Origin of the sequence: Promicromonospora sp. Marseille-Q5078, from assembly GCF_050315395.1 — a bacterium.
Lineage (GTDB): Bacteria > Actinomycetota > Actinomycetes > Actinomycetales > Cellulomonadaceae > Isoptericola.
Map to the genome: position 1 here is coordinate 1,339,195 of NZ_JBNPQG010000001.1, position 14,868 is coordinate 1,354,062.

Sequence of the window (14,868 nt, forward strand, 5' to 3'; positions counted from 1 at the left end):
CCGGCGTCAGAGGCCGGGGATCAGGGAGACGACGAGGTCGATGAGCTTGATGCCGACGAACGGGGCGACGAGCCCGCCGGCGCCGTATACCCACAGGTTCCGGCGCAGCAGCGCGGACGCGGACGAGGGCCGGTAGCGCACCCCGCGGAGCGCGAGCGGCACGAGCAGCAGGATGATCAGGGCGTTGAAGACGACGGCCGAGACGATCGCGGACTGCGGCGAGCCGAGGCGCATGACGTCGAGCACGGCCAGGCCGGGGAACAGGCCCGAGAACATCGCCGGCAGGATCGCGAAGTACTTCGCGACGTCGTTGGCCACCGAGAACGTGGTGAGCGCCCCGCGGGTGATGAGCAGCTGCTTGCCGATCTGCACGATCTCGATGAGCTTGGTGGGGTCGGAGTCGAGGTCCACCATGTTCCCCGCCTCCTTGGCCGCGGAGGTGCCGGACGCCATCGCGACGCCCACGTCCGACTGCGCGAGGGCCGGGGCGTCGTTCGTGCCGTCGCCCGCCATCGCGACGAGCCGCCCGCCCTCCTGCTCGCGCCGGATGAGCGCCAGCTTGTCCTCGGGCGTGGCCTCCGCGAGGACCTCGTCGACCCCCGCCTCGTCGCCGATGGCGCGGGCGGTGACAGCGTTGTCGCCGGTCACCATCACGGTGCGGATGCCCATGGCGCGCAGCTCGTCGAACCGCTCGCGGATGCCCTGCTTGACGACGTCCTTCAGCTGCACGACGCCCAGCACCCGGGCCGGGCCGTCGCCCACCTGCTCCGCGACCACCAGCGGCGTGCCGCCCGAGCGGGACACGACGTCCACGTGGTCCGCGAGCCGCGCGGCCTGCGCGTCGGTGAGGCGGGCCCCGGTGCTGTGCGCCCAGCGCTGCACGGCGGACGCGGCGCCCTTGCGGATCCTCCGCTGGTCGAGCGGGTCGAGACCCGCCGGCAGGTCGACGCCCGACATGCGGGTCTGCGCGGTGAACGGCACCAGCTCCGCGCCGTCCGGCAGCGCGTGGCCGTCGCCGCCCGTCCCGTACCGCTCGTCGACCAGCTCGACGATGCTGCGCCCCTCGGGGGTCTCGTCCGCGAGCGAGGCGAGCCGCGCCGCGGCCGCCAGCTCCGGCCCGGCGACGCCGTCGACCGGCAGCACCGCCGTCGCCCGCCGGTTGCCGTAGGTGATGGTGCCGGTCTTGTCGAGCAGCAGCACGTCCACGTCCCCGGCGGCCTCGACCGCCCGCCCGGACATGGCGAGCACGTTGCGCTGCACCAGCCGGTCCATGCCCGCGATCCCGATGGCGGACAGCAGGGCGCCGATCGTCGTGGGGATGAGGCACACGAGCAGCGCCACGAGCACGAGCACGTCCTGGCGGGAGCCGGAGTAGACCGCGAACGGCTGCAGCGTGGCCACCGCCAGCACGAACACCGCGGTCAGCGACGTGAGCAGCAGGTTGAGCGCCACCTCGTTCGGGGTGCGCCGGCGCTCGCTGCCCTCGACGAGCGCGATCATGCGGTCGACGAACGTGTGCCCCGGCGGGGTGGTGATGCGCACGACCACCTGGTCGGACAGCACCACCGTGCCGCCGGTGACGGCGCAGCGGTCGCCGCCGGACTCGCGGATCACCGGCGCGGACTCGCCGGTGATCGCGGACTCGTCCACGGACGCCACGCCCGCGATCACGTCCCCGTCGCCGGGGATCGTCCCGCCGGCGGCCACGACGACGACGTCGCCCACGGACAGGTCGGCCGACGGGACCTCGACGGTCGGCAGGGCCGCGAGGCCGGTGTTCGTGGCGAGCGTGTCCTGCGGCGCGAGCACCTTGCGGGCGGTCGTCTGCTGCTGGGTGGCCCGCAGGCTCGACGCCTGCGCCCGACCGCGCGCCTCCGCGATCGCCTCGGCGAGGGTCGCGAACAGCACGGTCGCCCACAGCCAGGCGGTGACGACCCATGCGAAGACGCTGGGGTGCGCGACGGCGAGGACGGTCGTGAGGGCGGCCCCCACCTCGACGACGAGCAGCACGGGCGTGCGCCACAGGGCGCGCGGGTCCATGCCGCGCACGGCGCCGGGCAGCGCGGCCCGCACCTGCGCCCCGGTGAGGGCGCGGCCGGGGCGGACGCGGCGGGGCGGCTGCGGGTCGTCGGCCATGGGGGCGTCGACGGGCTGGACGGTGGTGCTGGTCATGACAGGGACTCCGCGACGGGACCGAGGGACAGGACAGGGACGAAGGTGAGGCCGACGACGACGAGCGCGACGGTCGCGACCAGGCCCACGAAGAGGGGCTGGTGGGTGGGCAGCGTGCCGGCCGACGCCGGGACCGTGCGCTGGGACGCGAGCCGCCCCGCGAGCGCGAGGACCAGGGCGATGGGCACGAACCGCCCGGCGAGCATCGCCAGGCCGAGCGCCGTGTCGTAGAACGGCGTGCCGGACGTGAGGCCGGCGAACGCCGACCCGTTGTTGTTGCCGGCCGACGCGAACGCGTACAGCACCTCGGACAGCCCGTGGGGGCCGGGCTCCTGGACGCCCGCGAGGCCGGGTTGCACGGACACGGCCAGGGCCGTGCCGACCAGCACGATCGCCGGGGTCGTGAGCACGTACAGCGCGACCAGGGTCATCTCGCCGCGGCCGATCTTCTTGCCGAGGTACTCGGGCGTGCGGCCCACCATGAGGCCGGCGACGAACACCGCGACGATCGCGAGGACGAGCATCCCGTACAGGCCGGAGCCCACCCCGCCGGGCGCGATCTCGCCCAGGAGCATGGTGAACAGGACGACGCCGCCGCCGGGCGCGGTGAACGAGTCGTGCATGGCGTTGACGGCGCCGGTGGACGTGCCCGTGGTCGCGGCCCCGAACAGGGCGCTCCCGGCCAGGCCGAACCGCGTCTCCTTGCCCTCGGTGGCCGCGCCGGCGAGCTGCGGGGCGGTGCCGGTGCCGGCGAGCTCGGCCCACGTGGTCAGGGCGATCGCGACGAGCAGCAGCCCGACCATGGCGCCGAGGATCGCCCAGCCCTGCCGGCGGTCGCCGACCATGATGCCGAAGGCGCGGGGGAGCGCGGTCGGGATCAGCAGGAGGAGGAAGATCTCGAGCAGGTTCGTCCAGGGGTTCGGGTTCTCCAGCGGGTGCGCCGAGTTCGCGTTGAAGAACCCGCCGCCGTTGGTGCCGAGCTCCTTGATGGCCTCCTGGGACGCGACCGGCCCGCCCAGCAGGTGCTGCGTGCCGCCGTCGAGGGTGGTGACGGCGGTGTGCGGGTCGAGGTTCTGGATCACGCCGTTCGCGATCAGCACGAGGGCGGCCACCACGGAGATCGGCAGCAGCACCCGCACGACGGACCGGGTCAGGTCCGTCCAGAAGTTCCCGATCCGGGCGTCCGTGCCGGAGCGGGCGAAGCCGCGCACCAGGGCGATCGCGGCGGACATGCCGACGGCCGCGGAGACGAAGTTCTGCACGGCGAAGCCGGCCATCTGCAGCAGATGCCCCGCGGCCGCCTCGCCGGAGTACCACTGCCAGTTGGTGTTGGTCGTGAAGCTCACGGCGGTGTTCCAGGCGCCGGCCGGGTCGAGGCCCGTGAAGCCGAGGTTCCAGGGCAGGTGCGCCTGCAGCCGCCCGAGCGCGTAGAGGAATAGCACGGAGGCGAGGGAGAAGCCGAGCACGGACACCAGGTAGGTGCGCCAGTGCTGCTGCGCGTCGGGGTCCACACGCACGGTGCGGTACCAGCCGCGCTCGAACCGGGTGTGCCGCGGCGAGGAGTAGACGCGCGCCAGGTACGCGCCCAGCGGGGCGTGCGCCGCGGCCAGCATCGCCAGCAGCAGGAGGAGCTGGCCGACGGCGGCCAGGACGGTGGTGGTGGTGACGGGCATCGCGGGTCAACCCTCCCGGCCGTCGCGCAGCATCGCGACGAGGAGGTAGCCGAGGGTCGCCACCATCAGCCCGAGGAAGACGAGGTCGAGGAGGGTCACGCGGACCTCCGACGGGTGGCGAGGGCCACCGCGGCGAAGAACGCCACGGTGAGCACGACGTAGACGAGATCGCTCATGCGTCCCGGTCTAGTCCCCGGTGACCAGGGCTGACGGGGGCCTTGACGCCTTCTTGACGGGCCCGCCGGGAACGTTGACGGCCCGCTGACGACGGTCGTCGTCAGCGGGCCGGGCGCGGGTGCCGCGGGAGGTCAGGCGGCCCGCGCCGCCCGCTCGGCCGCGACCCGCACGGCCGCGACGTCGGTGTTTGCGGCGCTCGCGGCGTCGGCCAGCACGCGGCAGCCGGGGCAGTCCGCGCGCAGCACGCCGAGCAGCAGGTGCCCGCCGTCGATCCCCCTGTCCTTGAGGCGCACGGCCTCGCGCAGGGCGAGCTCGAGGGACTTCTTGGCGTCGTCGGTGAACGGGACGTGCTTGCCCCGCCGTGGCCCGCGGGCGCCGGCGCGGTCGAGCGCCCCCGCGCCGAACACCTCGTCCGTGCGCCGGCGGATCTCGTCGAGGTCGACGCCGACGGCGGCCAGGGCGCCGGCGTCGAGCGGCTCGCCGGCCGCGATGGTGCGCCGGGCGCGGGCGACGACGTCGTCGGGGTCGAGGCCGGCGGCGCGCAGGGCGTCCGCGGCCGGGCCGGGGGCGCCGACGAGCGCGGCCAGCAGGTGCCGCGTGTCGATCGTGGCCGAGCGGGTCTCGCGCGCGACCTGCTGGGCCTCGACGACCGCCGCCCGTGCTTCCTTGGTGAACTTCTCGAACATCAGATCCTCCTGCCGTGCTTCTTGTGGACCGCCTGCCTGCTCACGCCGAGGGAGTCCGCGACCTCCTGCCACGACCAGCCGAGGTCGCGGGCCCGCTCCACCTGGAGCGTCTCGAGGCGGTCCGCCAGGTCGCGCAGGGCGCGCACGGCCCGCAGGCCCTCGCCGGGGTCGTCGCCGGCGGCCGCGCCGACGAGCGTCTGTTCCGTCATGCCGTCAACCATGGTTGACGACTCCTCGATTGTCAACCCGGGTTGACGCGAGGACTCTGGCCGCCACGGTGTGGGATCGGTCACGGTGAGCGGGCGTTCTCCGGGGGGACGTCGCCGCCGCGGTGCGGGTCGGACTACCCTGTCCGGGGATGTCTTGATGTCGAGACATCCGTTCGTGCCGGCCTCTGCCGACCCAGGGGCACCACCGATGGAAGGACGCAGCAGGGTGGACCTGTTCGAATACCAGGCTCGCGACATCTTCGAGAAGCACGGCGTGCCCGTGCTCGGCGGCGTCGTCGCGACGACGCCCGAAGAGGCTCGCGCAGGTGCAGAGAAGCTCGGCGGCGGGACCGTCGTCGTCAAGGCCCAGGTGAAGACCGGTGGCCGCGGCAAGGCCGGCGGCGTCAAGCTGGCCCACTCGCCGGCCGAGGCCGAGGAGAAGGCCACCGAGATCCTCGGGATGGACATCAAGGGCCACACGGTCCACCGCGTGATGATCGCGCAGGGCGCCAAGATCGCCGAGGAGTTCTACTTCTCCGTCCTGCTGGACCGCGCGAACCGCAACTACCTCGCCATGTGCTCCGTCGAGGGCGGCATGGAGATCGAGCAGCTCGCCGTCGAGCGCCCGGAGGCGCTCGCCCGCGTCGCCGTCGACCCGATCGTCGGCATCGACGAGGCCAAGGCCCGCGAGATCGTCGACGCGGCGAACTTCGCCGAGGAGCTCAAGGCCCCCGTCGCGGACGTCATCCGGAAGCTCTGGACCGTCTTCACGGCCGAGGACGCCACCCTGGTCGAGGTGAACCCGCTGGTCCGCACCGAGGACGGCGCGATCGTCGCCCTCGACGGCAAGGTCACCCTGGACGAGAACGCCTCCGAGGTCCGCCACCCGGACCACGAGGCGCTCGAGGACAAGGCCGCGGCCGACCCGCTGGAGGCCAAGGCCAAGGAGAACGGCCTCAACTACGTCAAGCTCGACGGCGAGGTCGGCATCATCGGCAACGGCGCGGGCCTCGTGATGAGCACGCTCGACGTCGTCGCCTACGCCGGCGCGGAGCACGGCGGCGTCAAGCCCGCCAACTTCCTCGACATCGGCGGTGGCGCGAACGCCACGGTGATGGCGAACGGCCTCGACGTCATCCTCAACGACCCGCAGGTCAAGAGCGTGTTCGTCAACGTCTTCGGCGGCATCACCGCCTGCGACGAGGTCGCGAAGGGCATCGTCGGCGCGCTGGAGATCCTCGGCGACGAGGCCACCAAGCCGCTGGTCGTGCGCCTCGACGGCAACAACGTGGAGCTCGGCCGCGCGATCCTGCGCGAGGCGAACCACCCGCTCGTCACCCTGGCCGAGACCATGGACGGCGGCGCCGCCAAGGCAGCCGAGCTGGCCCACCTCTGACCGCGCGCGACGACTTCGAAAGCTGACGAGAACACCATGTCGATCTACCTGAACTCCGACTCGAAGATCATCGTCCAGGGCATCACCGGCGGGATGGGTGCCAAGCACACCGCCCTGATGCTCGACTCCGGCGCGCAGATCGTGGGCGGCGTCAACGCCCGCAAGGCCGGCACCACGGTGACCCACAAGGACCACGAGGGCAACGACGTCACCCTCCCCGTCTTCGGCACCGTCAAGGAGGCCATGGCGGAGACCGGCGCGAACGTGTCGGTCCTGTTCGTGCCCCCGGCGTTCACCAAGGACGCCGCCATCGAGGCCGTCGACGCCGAGATGCCGCTCATCGTCGTCATCACCGAGGGCGTCCCGGTGCAGGACTCGGCGGAGGTCTTCGCCTACCTGCAGGGCAAGAAGACCCGCATGATCGGGCCGAACTGCCCGGGCGTCATCACGCCGGGCGAGTCGCTCGCCGGCATCACGCCGCACACCATCACCGGGAAGGGCCCGATCGGCCTCGTGTCGAAGTCGGGCACCCTGACCTACCAGATGATGTACGAGCTGAAGGACCTCGGGTTCTCCACCGCCATCGGCATCGGCGGCGACCCGGTCATCGGCACCACGCACATCGACGCGCTCGAGGCCTTCGAGAACGACCCGGAGACCAAGGCGATCGTCATGATCGGCGAGATCGGCGGCGACGCCGAGGAGCGTGCCGCGGCCTACATCGCCGAGCACGTGACCAAGCCGGTCGTGGGCTACGTCGCGGGCTTCACCGCCCCCGAGGGCAAGACGATGGGCCACGCCGGCGCCATCGTCTCCGGCTCCGCCGGCACCGCGCAGGCCAAGAAGGAGGCCCTCGAGGCCGTGGGCGTCAAGGTCGGCAAGACGCCGTCCGAGACGGCCGAGCTCATGCGGGAGATCCTGCAGGCGCTCTGACACATCCGTCGGTTCGCCGGTCGAGCCTGTCGAAACCCGCCGCGGTTTCGACAGGCTCGACCGGCGTCGTCGTGTCTGCGGGGCACCGCTGCCGCGCCGGGTGACGATGGGCGCGTGAGTGCACCGCCCGGAACCCGCCCCACCCGTACCGCCCGGACCGTCGAGGGTGACGCGCCCGGGCGTGGCCTCGGGCGCGGCAGCGAGCGGTTCGCCGCCGCGACCTCGGGCGCGTTCGCGGCCGTGCAGGGCGTCGTCCTGTCCGGCGCGGTGGTGGTGCTGCTGGCCGTGGTCGGCGCGCTCGGCGGGTCGCCGGACTCCGCGTGGACCGGTGCCGTCGGCACCGCCACGGCGCTCTGGCTGCTGGGCCACGGTGTGCCGATGGCCGCCGGCGCGGGGGTGATCACGCTCGTGCCGCTCGGGATCGCCGTGCTCGCCGTCTTCACCACCTACGTGTCCGTCAAGCGCTCGACGCTGCCCACGCTCGCCGCCTGGGTGGGCGCGGCCGCGACCTACGCCGTCGTGACCTGCGCGCTGGCGGCGGCCACGGCCGGGGTGGCGGGCGGCGACGGGCTCGCCGCCGCGGGCCCGCGGCTCGCGCTGGCGGCGCTCGGCGGGCTCGTCGTGGGCGGCGCGGGCGCGGCCCTCGGCATCCTGGTGCCGCCGGACCGGCCGGCCGTCGTGACACCGGGCGGGCTGCTCGACCGGGCCGTCCCCGACGTCGTGCGGCTCGGGATGCAGGCGGGCACCGTCGCCCTCGTCGCGCTCGCGGGCCTCGGTGGCGCGCTCACCCTGGTGTGGGTGGTGGCCGGGCGGGCGACGTCGGAGGACGTGGTCACGGGCCTCGACCCCGGGTGGATCGGCGGCGTCGTCTTCGCGGTCGCGCAGCTCGCGCTGCTGCCCAACCTCGTGCTCTGGGCGACCTCCTGGATGGCCGGCACGGGGTTCGCCGTCGGGCAGGGCACCGAGTTCGCGCCCGGCGGGACCACCACCGGCCCGCTGCCGGCGGTGCCCCTGCTGGGCGCGCTGCCGGGCCCGGACTGGTCGGGCACCACGGCGACGGTGGCCGGGCCGCTGGCGGTCGTGGCCTGCGGGCTGCTCGCCGGCTGGTTCGCGTGGCGCCGGCTGGACCCCGACCGCGTGCGGTGGCCCGACCTCGCCCAGGTGCTCGGGGGCGTGGTGCTCCTGGCGGGCGTCGTCACGGGACTGCTGCAGTGGTGGGCCGGGGGAGCGGTCGGCGCCGGCCGCCTGGCGCAGGTCGGCGCGGACCCCCTGCTGACCGGCGTCGTCGTGGCCGTCGAGGTCGGCGTGGGCGCGGCGGCCGCGCTCGCGTGGGCGTACCTGGAGGTCGGTGAGCGACTCCGGCGCGGCTAGCGCCCGAGTAGGGTGTCCGTCGTGCAGACCCCGTCCGGCCACCCCGTCGCGTCCACGTCCTCCCAGGGGACGGCCCAGGCCCGGCTCGTCGTGCTGGCCTCCGGCGGGGGCTCCAACCTCGCGGCGCTGCTCGCGGCGCACGACGACCCCGCGTACGGCGCCCGCGTCGTCGGCGTCGTCTCGGACAAGCCCGACGCGGGGGCGCTCGACCTGGCCCGCGACGCCGGCGTCGCGTCCGTCGTGGTCGCCCCCCGGGACTTCGACGACCGCCCGGCGTGGAACGTCGGGATCGCCGAGGCCGTCGCCGTCTTCCGGCCGGACTACGTGGTGCTCGCCGGGTTCATGCGCATCCTGGCGGAGACGTTCGTCGAGCGGTTCGCGGGCCGCGTCGTCAACACCCACCCCGCGCTGCTGCCGTCGTTCCCGGGCGCGCACGGCGTGCGCGACGCCCTCGCGTACGGCGTGAAGGTCACCGGCTGCACCGTGCACGTCGTGGACGCCGGCGTCGACACCGGGCCGATCCTCGCGCAGGCCACCGTGCCCGTGCTCGACGGCGACGACGAGACCGCGCTGCACGAGCGGATCAAGGTCGCCGAGCGCGCTCTGGTCGTCGAGACCGTCGGCCGCGTCGCGCGCGAGGGGCTGCGCGTCGACGGCCGCACGGCCGTCATCGGCTGACGCGAGGCTCAGCCCTTCGCTGACTCCTGCGCCGACCGGTCCGCGTCGCCGCGGGGGTCGTCGCGCGGCGCGACGGCCGTCAGCACCTGATACACCTCTCGGGCGTCACGACCCGTGTCGTCGCCGGCGTCGCGCGCCGCGGCCACGCTGCGGTCCGACCAGCGGTTGAGGAGATCCGAGAGCTCGTGCACGAGCTCTTTCCCCTCGTCGCGGGTGAGCAGCATCGTGGTGAGCATGAAGGTCCGGCCGGCGTCCCGCGTCGACTCGTGGTCGCCGTGCGCGAACACCTCCGAGAGCCACTCGATCGTCGGGCGCAGGATGAGCTCGGCGGCGCCCCCGGCGCTGGGCTTCACGTTGTAGCTCGTCGCGACGTTGGTCCACACGCGGTCGCGCTTGTCGCGCGCGTGCTCGGGCGCCTCGGTGATCATCCCGGCCTTGGCGAGCACCCTGAGGTGGAAGCTCACCGAGTTGGCGGGCTGCCCGATCGCCTCGGCCAGGTCTGCCGCGCGCGCGTGCCCGACGACCGCGAGCTGCATGAGGATCCGCTGCCGGACGGGGTTCGCGATGGCGCGGAGCGCTTCCGGTTCGGTGATGTCCATCGTCTCCAGCACGCCTGCGAGCCTAGCAAGGTCCCGCAACACCACATGCGCAATGACTATTGCGCAACCGAAGTTGCGGGACTAGCGTCGTCCCCATGACCCGGACCACGGCGGCCGCCGAGCCGCTCCCCGTGAGCGAGACCCTCCCTGTCGACACCACGACCGTGCCGGTGCCCCTGCGCCGCAACCGGCCGTACATGCTGCTCATGTCCGGGCTCACCACCCAGTCGCTGGGCGGCAGCGTCACGAAGTTCGCCGTCCCCCTGCTGGCGCTGCAGCTCACGGGCTCGCCGACCGCTGCGGGCGTGGTGGCCGCGGTGGGGCAGACCGGCGCACTGCTCGCCGCGCTGCCTGCCGGCGTCGTCGCCGACCGCACGGACCGGCGCCGCCTCGTGGTCGTCGCCGCGAGCGTCGCGGCCCTGCTGTGGGCGACGGTCGTCGTCGCGGGGGTCCTCGGCGGGCTGACCGCGTGGCACCTCGCCGCGGTGCTGTTCGGGGCGGCGGTCGCCACCGCGTTCCTCGACCCGGCCATCAGCGGCGCGTTCCGCGCCGTCGTCCCGCAGCCGCAGCTCCCGACCGCCTACGCCGCCGCGCAGGGGCGGGACGCCGTCGCGGGCATGCTCGGCGGCCCGCTGGGCGGCGCGCTCTACGGCATCGCGCACGTGCTCCCGATGGTCGGGGCGGTCGTGGGGGAGGCCGTCACCGCGGTGTGCGCCTTCCTGGTGCGGCAGCCCCTCAACGGCGACGTCTCCACACAGCGCGCGACCCGGCCGCTGGTCGCGCTGAGGCAGGGGCTCCGGTTCGTCTGGTCGATCCCGCTGTTCCGCGCGTGCTTGGGGCTGTTCGTCGTGGTCAACGTCGCGCTGAGCGGCATGATGATCGGCATCAACCTGGAGCTCGCGCGCACGGGGACCCGGCCCGTGCTCATCGGCGTCTTCAGCACGGCCGCGACGGGCTCTCTGCTCCTCGGCGCGGTGCTCGCGCCGGCGCTCGTCAAGCGGTTGCGGCTCGGCGTCGTCACCGTGCTCGCGCTCGGGCTGCTCGTCGCCGCGTTCGTGGTGATGGCCCTGGTGCAGACGTACCTCGGCTACGTCATCCTCATCGCCGTGGGCGTTCTCCTGGTCCCGACGGTGAACTCGGCGATGGCCGGCTACATGGCGGCGATCACGCCGGGGGAGATGCAGGGCCGGCTCGCCTCGGTGGGCGGGCTCAGCGGGGTGGCGGCGGCTCCGCTGGCTCCGCTGGTCGGTGGCACGCTGCTCGACGTCGGCGGCATCGGGGTCGTGCTGTGGACCCTCGTGGCGCTGCTCGCGGCGACCGTCGTCGGGCTCGCCCTGGTACGGCCGCTGTGGCGGGTGGGAACGCCGGACACCTGGGCCGACGACGCCCTCCCGATGCCCGCCGAGTAGCTCGCTCTCACGAGTTGTCAGGGCCAGGACGCGCGATACCTCGCCCTGGCCCTGACAGCTCGCGGGCGTGGGCGGGTCAGACGGCGGACCAGCCGCCGTCGGAGGCGAGGACGGCGCCGTTGAGGTTCACCGCGTCGCGCGACAGCAGGAACGTGATCGACGCGGCGAGGTGCTCGGCCGTCGCGACGCCGGGGAGGTTGCTCATGTACTTCCCGATCCGCGGGGCTCCGAACTCGGCCTGGCCGGGGCGCAGGCCGGTCGCGACGCCGCCCGGGGCGACGGCGTTCACGGTGACACCGGTGCCCGCGTACATCACCGCGGAGGACTTGGTCAGCCCGATCACCGCGTGCTTGGACGCCGTGTAGGCGGCGCCGGCCGCGGAGCCGCGCAGGGCGGCCTCGGAGGCGATGTTGACGATCCGGCCGTCCTTCGCCGCGAGCATCCCGGGCACGACGGCGCGCATGAGGCGCATGGTCCCGTCCAGGTTGACGCGCAGCACGCGCTCCCAGACGGCGTCGGTCATCTCGTGCACCGCGCTCATGTCGTCCATGATCCCGGCGACGTTCGCCAGCGCGTCGACCCGGCCGCCCGCCGCGCGGACGATCGCCTCGACCGACGCGGCCGACGTGATGTCGCCCGCGACGGCGACGACCTCGGCGCCCGGCAGGGACGCTGCGAGCTCGTCCAGCTTCTCCTTCGCGAGGTCGACGGCGACCACGCGGCCGCCCTCGCGGGCCACGCGGGAGGCCACGGCCCGGCCGATGCCGGAGGCGGCGCCGGTGACGATCACGGTCTGGCCCGCGAACCGGCCCGGGGTGATCCGCTCGGCCCACGGCTGCGCGACGGGTGCGTCGTCGTCCGCGCCGTCGGGCTCGTCGTCGGGCGCCTGCTCCCGGTACGCCGTGACCAGGCCGTCGACCATCTCCGCCGGGAACTGGCCGTTCGACAGGCTGACGAGCTGCTCGAGCGGGAGGTTGCGCGCGGGCGCGAGCGCCTCGGCCGACGCGCCGGCCTGCTCGAGGATGCCGGCGAGGATGCGACCTCCGACGGGGTGGTCGAGCCATGCGCCGACGGACGAGGATGCGGACAGGGCCATGCTGATCTCCTTGGTGAGGGGCTCACAAACAACCGGACAATGATGTCCGGTTGGTACCCTAGCGCGGTGCCCACCACCCGGAACAACCCCGGCCCCGCGGCCGCCGCCCGCAACCGTGCGGCCCTCCTGGAGGCGGCGCACGCCGTCTTCGCTGAGTCCGGCACCGCCGCCCCGCTGAGCTCCGTCGCACGGCGCGCCGGCGTCGGGCAGGGCAGCCTCTACCGACACTTCCCGGACCGGCTCTCCCTCGTCGCCGCCGTCGTGGAGGAGAACGTCGACGCCCTCGAGGCCGCGGCGGCGGACGACGGCACGACCCTGGCCGAACTGCTCGGTGCCACCACGCGGCACGCGGTCGAGTCCGTGGCCGTCGTGGACCTGCTCGTCGTCGACAGGCCCGGCCGGATGCTGGAGCTGCGCGAGCGGGTGGAGGCGGCGCTCGCCGCGCACCTCGGCGACGCCCTGGACGCGGGCGACGTGCCGCCCGGGACGACGGTCGCCGACGTCATGCTGGGCGTCGAGCTGGTGGCCGGCGCACTCACCCGCAGACCCGCGCCCGAGCGCGTGCCCGCCGCCGTGCACGCCTGGCGGCTGCTCGGGATGCGGGTCGCGCTGCCGTGACTCCGCCGGGCGGCATTCGATAGACTCGGCCGCGGCCGTGACTGGCGAGGGTGGGTCACCACCGGGGAGCGGCCGCCCGGTCCGCACGACCGGCCGCCATGCGCGCCGCCCGCCTGGGTGCGAGGGTCTTTCCGCGAGAACCCCGCACCGAGGAGACGACACATGTCCTCAGCACCGTCCGCCCCCGACGTCCAGCTCGCCGACGACGCCCAGCGCGCCGTCAAGCGCGCGCTGCTCAGCGTCTACGACAAGACCGGCCTGACCGAGCTCGCCACGGCCCTGCACGCCGCCGGCGTCGAGCTCGTCTCGACCGGCTCCACCGCCGCGAGGATCGCCGACGCCGGCGTCCCCGTGACCCGCGTCGAGGAGCTCACCGGCTTCCCCGAGTGCCTCGAGGGGCGCGTCAAGACGCTGCACCCGCGCGTGCACGCCGGGATCCTGGCGGACACCCGCAAGGCCGACCACCTCGCCCAGCTCGCCGACCTCGGCATCGAGACGTTCGAGCTCGTGGTCGTGAACCTGTACCCGTTCGCCGCCACCGTGGCGTCCGGGGCCGGGCCCGACGAGGTCGTCGAGCAGATCGACATCGGCGGGCCGTCGATGGTCCGCGCCGCGGCGAAGAACCACCCGAGCGTCGCCGTCGTCGTCGACCCGGCGCGGTACGACGACGTCACCGCGGCCGTGCAGGGCGGCGGCTTCACGTTCGCGCAGCGTAAGCGCCTCGCGGCCGCCGCGTTCGCGCACACCGCGCAGTACGACGTCGCGGTCTCCTCCTGGTTCGCGAGCGCGTACGCGCCCGACGAGGTCGCGCTCGAGTCCCACATGCCCGACGTCGCGGGCGCCACGTTCGAGCGCGCGGCCGTGCTGCGCTACGGCGAGAACCCGCACCAGCGCGCGGCGCTCTTCGCGCGGTCCGACGGCTCCTCCGGCCTCGCCCAGGCCGCCCAGCTGCACGGCAAGGCGATGAGCTACAACAACTACGTCGACGCCGACGCCGCCTGGCGCGCCGCACACGACCACACCGAGCCGGCCGTCGCGGTGATCAAGCACGCCAACCCGTGCGGCATCGCCGTCGGGGAGGACGTCGCGCAGGCGCACGCCCGTGCGCACGCCACCGACCCGGTCTCCGCGTACGGCGGCGTCATCGCCGCGAACCGCGTGATCACGAAGGCCGCGGCCGAGAGCATCGCGCCGATCTTCACCGAGGTCGTCGTCGCCCCGGGCTTCGAGCCCGAGGCGCTGGAGATCCTGCAGAAGAAGAAGAACGTGCGCCTGCTCGTGGTGGACACCCCGCCGCGGGCCGTGGCCGAGAACCGGCCGATCTCCGGCGGCATGCTCGTGCAGGAGGTCGACCGCTTCCAGGCCGAGGGAGACGACCCCACGTCCTGGACGCTCGCCGCCGGCGACGCCGCGGACGAGGCCACGCTCGCCGACCTCGCCTTCGCGTGGAAGGCCGTGCGGGCCGCGAAGTCCAACGCGATCCTGCTCGCCGCGGACGGCGCCGCCGTCGGCATCGGCATGGGCCAGGTCAACCGCGTCGACTCCTGCCGCCTCTCCGTCGAGCGTGCCAACACGCTCGCGGACGGCGAGTCCGGCCCGGTCGAGCGGGCGCGCGGCGCCGTCGCGGCGTCCGACGCGTTCTTCCCGTTCGCCGACGGCCTGCAGGTGCTGCTCGACGCCGGCGTGCGCGCCGTCGTCCAGCCCGGCGGGTCCATCCGCGACGCCGAGGTCATCGAGGCCGCCCAGGCCGCGGGCGTCACGATGTACCTCACCGGGACGCGCCACTTCGCGCACTGAGCGGGTCCGCACCGCTGGTCGAGCCTGTCGAGACCCGAGGTGGTCTCGACAGGC

13 protein-coding genes are annotated in these 14,868 nt (G+C 74.1%); 7 read left to right on the top strand and 6 right to left on the bottom strand.

Going from position 1 to position 14,868, the window contains the following annotated elements; all coding sequences use genetic code 11:
* Positions 1–6: 6 nt before the first annotated feature.
* From kdpB to ACQFYA_RS06215, 4 genes are all read right to left on the bottom strand, one after another.
* Positions 7–2,172 (bottom strand): potassium-transporting ATPase subunit KdpB, encoded by a 2,166-nt coding sequence (kdpB, locus tag ACQFYA_RS06200; protein ID WP_499122253.1) that lies wholly within the window; start codon positions 2,170–2,172, stop codon positions 7–9.
* Positions 2,169–3,845, bottom strand: coding sequence for a potassium-transporting ATPase subunit KdpA (gene kdpA, locus ACQFYA_RS06205; RefSeq protein WP_499122254.1), 1,677 nt, complete (start codon positions 3,843–3,845; stop codon positions 2,169–2,171). The genes kdpB and kdpA overlap by 4 nt, the downstream gene beginning before the upstream one ends.
* A gap of 308 nt (positions 3,846–4,153) precedes the next feature.
* Positions 4,154–4,708: a Clp protease N-terminal domain-containing protein gene (locus ACQFYA_RS06210; protein WP_499122255.1), complete on the bottom strand. Its 555-nt coding sequence runs from the start codon at positions 4,706–4,708 to the stop codon at positions 4,154–4,156.
* Positions 4,708–4,917: an RNA polymerase subunit sigma-70 gene (locus tag ACQFYA_RS06215; RefSeq protein WP_499122256.1), complete on the bottom strand. Its 210-nt coding sequence runs from the start codon at positions 4,915–4,917 to the stop codon at positions 4,708–4,710. The genes ACQFYA_RS06210 and ACQFYA_RS06215 overlap by 1 nt, the downstream gene beginning before the upstream one ends.
* 226 nt (positions 4,918–5,143) lie before the next feature.
* Here ACQFYA_RS06215 and sucC point away from each other — a divergent pair, with 226 nt between their 5' ends.
* The 4 genes from sucC (at position 5,144) to purN (ending at position 9,295) form a co-directional block, all read left to right on the top strand.
* Positions 5,144–6,313 (top strand): ADP-forming succinate--CoA ligase subunit beta, encoded by a 1,170-nt coding sequence (sucC, locus tag ACQFYA_RS06220; RefSeq protein ID WP_499122257.1) that lies wholly within the window; start codon positions 5,144–5,146, stop codon positions 6,311–6,313.
* A gap of 36 nt (positions 6,314–6,349) precedes the next feature.
* A complete protein-coding gene (gene sucD, locus ACQFYA_RS06225) occupies positions 6,350–7,246 on the top strand; it encodes a succinate--CoA ligase subunit alpha (RefSeq protein WP_499122258.1) in 897 nt (298 codons plus the stop codon).
* A gap of 114 nt (positions 7,247–7,360) precedes the next feature.
* The gene (locus ACQFYA_RS06230; RefSeq protein WP_499122259.1) at positions 7,361–8,617 is read left to right on the top strand and encodes a cell division protein PerM; all 1,257 of its coding nucleotides are present in this window, start codon (positions 7,361–7,363) and stop codon (positions 8,615–8,617) included.
* Positions 8,618–8,638: 21 nt separating this feature from the next.
* Positions 8,639–9,295, top strand: a complete 657-nt coding sequence (purN, locus tag ACQFYA_RS06235; RefSeq protein ID WP_499122260.1) for a phosphoribosylglycinamide formyltransferase — start codon at positions 8,639–8,641, stop codon at positions 9,293–9,295.
* An 8-nt stretch (positions 9,296–9,303) separates the two neighbouring features.
* Here purN and ACQFYA_RS06240 read toward each other — a convergent pair whose 3' ends face one another.
* Positions 9,304–9,906 carry an ArsR/SmtB family transcription factor gene (locus ACQFYA_RS06240; protein ID WP_499122262.1) on the bottom strand — a complete coding sequence of 201 codons (603 nt, stop codon included), beginning with the start codon at positions 9,904–9,906 and terminating at the stop codon, positions 9,304–9,306.
* Between the two features lie 83 nt (positions 9,907–9,989).
* On the opposite strand from ACQFYA_RS06240, the gene ACQFYA_RS06245 reads away from it, so the two are divergent.
* Positions 9,990–11,303, top strand: coding sequence for an MFS transporter (locus tag ACQFYA_RS06245; protein ID WP_499122263.1), 1,314 nt, complete (start codon positions 9,990–9,992; stop codon positions 11,301–11,303).
* A gap of 76 nt (positions 11,304–11,379) precedes the next feature.
* On the opposite strand, the gene ACQFYA_RS06250 is transcribed toward ACQFYA_RS06245, so the two are convergent.
* Entirely contained in the window at positions 11,380–12,399 is a 1,020-nt protein-coding gene (locus ACQFYA_RS06250; RefSeq protein WP_499122264.1) for an SDR family NAD(P)-dependent oxidoreductase, read from the bottom strand.
* A 66-nt stretch (positions 12,400–12,465) separates the two neighbouring features.
* Here ACQFYA_RS06250 and ACQFYA_RS06255 point away from each other — a divergent pair, with 66 nt between their 5' ends.
* Both ACQFYA_RS06255 and purH read left to right on the top strand, forming a co-directional pair.
* Positions 12,466–13,017, top strand: coding sequence for a TetR family transcriptional regulator (locus ACQFYA_RS06255; RefSeq protein WP_499122266.1), 552 nt, complete (start codon positions 12,466–12,468; stop codon positions 13,015–13,017).
* A gap of 162 nt (positions 13,018–13,179) precedes the next feature.
* Complete coding sequence (purH, locus tag ACQFYA_RS06260; protein WP_499122267.1) at positions 13,180–14,814, top strand: bifunctional phosphoribosylaminoimidazolecarboxamide formyltransferase/IMP cyclohydrolase; 1,635 nt, start codon at positions 13,180–13,182, stop codon at positions 14,812–14,814.
* The last annotated feature ends 54 nt before the right edge of the window (positions 14,815–14,868 follow it).

Bases quoted from the DNA above. Each gene is read 5' to 3' on its own strand.
- kdpB (WP_499122253.1), bottom strand. From the start codon at position 2,172: ATGACCAGCACCACCGTCCAGCCCGTCGACGCCCCCATGGCCGACGAC.
- kdpA (WP_499122254.1), bottom strand. From the start codon at position 3,845: ATGCCCGTCACCACCACCACCGTCCTGGCCGCCGTCGGCCAGCTCCTC.
- ACQFYA_RS06210 (WP_499122255.1), bottom strand. From the start codon at position 4,708: ATGTTCGAGAAGTTCACCAAGGAAGCACGGGCGGCGGTCGTCGAGGCC.
- ACQFYA_RS06215 (WP_499122256.1), bottom strand. From the start codon at position 4,917: ATGACGGAACAGACGCTCGTCGGCGCGGCCGCCGGCGACGACCCCGGC.
- sucD (WP_499122258.1), top strand. From the start codon at position 6,350: ATGTCGATCTACCTGAACTCCGACTCGAAGATCATCGTCCAGGGCATC.
- ACQFYA_RS06245 (WP_499122263.1), top strand. From the start codon at position 9,990: ATGACCCGGACCACGGCGGCCGCCGAGCCGCTCCCCGTGAGCGAGACC.
- ACQFYA_RS06250 (WP_499122264.1), bottom strand. From the start codon at position 12,399: ATGGCCCTGTCCGCATCCTCGTCCGTCGGCGCATGGCTCGACCACCCC.
- purH (WP_499122267.1), top strand. From the start codon at position 13,180: ATGTCCTCAGCACCGTCCGCCCCCGACGTCCAGCTCGCCGACGACGCC.